At 65.5% G+C, this 2630-nt stretch carries 1 protein-coding gene and 2 pseudogenes; 2 read left to right on the top strand and 1 reads right to left on the bottom strand.

The genetic code is table 11. The features are described from left to right. Positions 1 to 311: pseudogene (locus EOA23_RS33560) on the top strand (hypothetical protein); the annotation flags it as partial. A gap of 107 nt (positions 312 to 418) precedes the next feature. After that, positions 419 to 1891 (top strand): MATE family efflux transporter, encoded by a 1473-nt coding sequence (locus tag EOA23_RS33555; protein WP_127307213.1) that lies wholly within the window; start codon positions 419 to 421, stop codon positions 1889 to 1891. A 104-nt stretch (positions 1892 to 1995) separates the two neighbouring features. Here the strand turns inward: EOA23_RS33555 and EOA23_RS33550 are convergent. Then, positions 1996 to 2630: pseudogene (locus EOA23_RS33550) on the bottom strand (MFS transporter); the annotation flags it as partial.

Genomic DNA, 2630 nt, shown 5'->3' with positions numbered 1-2630 from the left:
AGCTGATGCCGTTCATCGACATCAACGACAAGGGCGAGCTCGGCCGCTTCGGCCTGCACAATGGCGCGCCGAACGACAGGAACAACCTGTCCGAGAAGTGGGAGGCGATGTCGCTGGCGCCCGTCCTCGATCCAAAACTTCCCGACGACTATTTCCTGTTCGTTGCCAACGACAACGACTTTCTCACCCAGGACGGCTTCCAGGTCGGCGCGCCCTACAAGGCCGAGGACGGCGCCGATGTCGACACCACCTTCCTGGTCTATCAGGTCACGCTGCCTGGACTGTCTGGGAACAGCCTCGCCGCGAACTAGTTCTGCTTCAGCCGTATGCCGAGCGGGCATATGGCTGAGCGCGGAACGGATGCATGAGCATCAGGCCTGCGATAGCATCGCGGGCCTGATTCATTGTCGGTGCTGCCATGGATGACGACAAGCCCACTCGAAGGCGGACCCACGACCTGACCAGCGGGCCGATCCCGCGCACGCTGCTGTTGTTCGCGCTGCCGGTGCTGGGTTCCAACGTGCTGCAGTCGCTCAACGGCTCGATCAACGCGGTCTGGGTCGGCCGCTTCCTCGGCGAGGCGGCGCTGACCGCCACCTCCAACGCCAATCTGGTGCTGTTCCTGATCCTCGGCACGGTGTTCGGCATCGGCATGGCGGCGACCATCCTGGTGGCGCAGTCCGTCGGCGCCCGCGACCTGCCGGAGGCGAAGCGTATCGTCGGCACCAGCGCCACCTTCTTCTTCCTGGTCTCGGTCGTGTTCGCCGTCTGCGGCTGGATCTGGGTCGACGCCATCCTGACCGGGCTCGGCACGCCGTCGGACGCCTTGCCGCTGGCGCGCAGCTACCTGCGTATCATCTTCGTCGCGGTGCCGATGATGAACCTCCTGTCCTTCGTCATGACCGTGCTGCGCGGCGCCGGAGACTCGCGAACCCCTTTTTTCTTCATGGCGCTGGCGGTCGTTCTTGACGTTGTGCTCAATCCGCTGCTGATCCGCGGCATCGGCCCCTTCCCCGAGCTCGGCATCGCCGGCTCGGCGACCTCGACGCTTCTAGGCCAGACGGTGAGCGTCATCGCCATCCTGATCGTGCTTTATGTTCGCAAACACCCGCTGCGGCTGGCAGGCGCCGACCTCGCTCTGCTGCGGCCCGACCCGGCGCTGCTGCGCATCGTCGTCTTCAAAGGCATCCCGATGGGCCTGCAGATGATCGTCATCTCGGCCGCGGCGCTCACCGTGATGGGCATCGTCAACTCCTACGGCTCGCAGGTCGCCGCCGCTTACGGCATCGCGGCGCAGCTCTGGACTTATATTCAGATGCCGGCGCTGGCCATCGGAGCCGCCGTCTCCTCGATGGCGGCGCAGAATGTCGGCGCCGGCCGCTGGGACCGCATCGGCAAGGTCGCCGCCTCGGGCGTCGGCTTCAACCTGGTGCTGACCGGCGCGCTGGTGGCGCTGCTCTTCGTCTTCGACCGCCCGGTGCTCAGCCTCTTCCTCAGCAATGACAGCGCCGCGATCGACATTGCCGCTCATATCAACAGGGTGGCGTCCTGGTCGTTCATCCTGTTCGGCATCACGATCGTGCTCTTCGCCACGGTGCGCGCCACCGGCGCCGTCATGCCGCCGCTGATCATCCTGATCATCTCGGTGTTGTTCATTCGCACCGGCTTTGCCTATTCGATGCGCAGCGTCCTCGGCCAGGAAGCACTGTGGTGGAGCTTTCCGGCCGGCTCGATCGCTTCGCTAGTGCTCGCCGCCGCCTATTATCGTCTCGGGCGCTGGCGCACGATGCATATGATCGAGGACCGGCCGGCGGCGGGCGAGCCGCCCGACACCGGCCTCGGCGTGCCGCGCCAGCGCGCCAATCTTGCGCCTGAGACACCGGCCAGCTGAGATCTGGAGCAATTCCAGGAAAGGTGTGGGCGGTTTTCCGTCCGGAATTGCGAAAAAACAAGGAGATAGAGCGGTTTGGCGTTTCCATGAAACGGTGATGCGCTCTAGCGCGCGTATTTGACGCCGAAACCGAGCGCCACCAACGAGAAGACGATGATCATGCCGGCAAAGGCCAGGCTTGCCACGGTGGCGTTGGCCAGGCTCGACAGCACGCCGATGCCGATCACCGGCAGCGCGTTGCCGCAGAAGCAGCAGATGAAGAAGACCGAGACCACCTCGGCGCGACGGTCGGCCGGCGCGATCTGATTCACCACTTGCAGGCCGCCGCGATAGCCGAGCGCCGCCGCCGCGCCGCAGACCGCGGTCGCCGCGATCATGAGCGCCATCGAGGCGTAGATTTGCGCCGCGACGACCAGCGCCACGGCCGGGATCATCAGGACGAGCGCCGCGAGCATGGTGGAGCGGCTAGCAAGCCGGGCGGTGGCCACGATGGTGATGGCCGCCACAATCGACAATTCGAAGAAAAGCCCGCCGGCTTCGGCATGATTGGTCACGTGCAGTTGCTGCGCGAGAATGCTCGGCGCCAGCGCGGCATAAAAGCCGACAAGCGCCATGGCGCCGAAGCCGGTCACCGCCGGCGCCACGAATTGCGCGCGGATATTGTCGGGCACCGAAAGCCGAGGCCGTAGCGAGACGTCCGAGATCCGCCCCGGACTGGTAACCGTTTCCCGCGTGCGCC

Source organism: Mesorhizobium sp. M2A.F.Ca.ET.042.01.1.1 (assembly GCF_003997405.1).
GTDB lineage: Bacteria > Pseudomonadota > Alphaproteobacteria > Rhizobiales > Rhizobiaceae > Mesorhizobium.
Note: the sequence above shows the minus strand (reverse complement) of the source record. Positions and strands in the feature narration are given on the sequence as shown.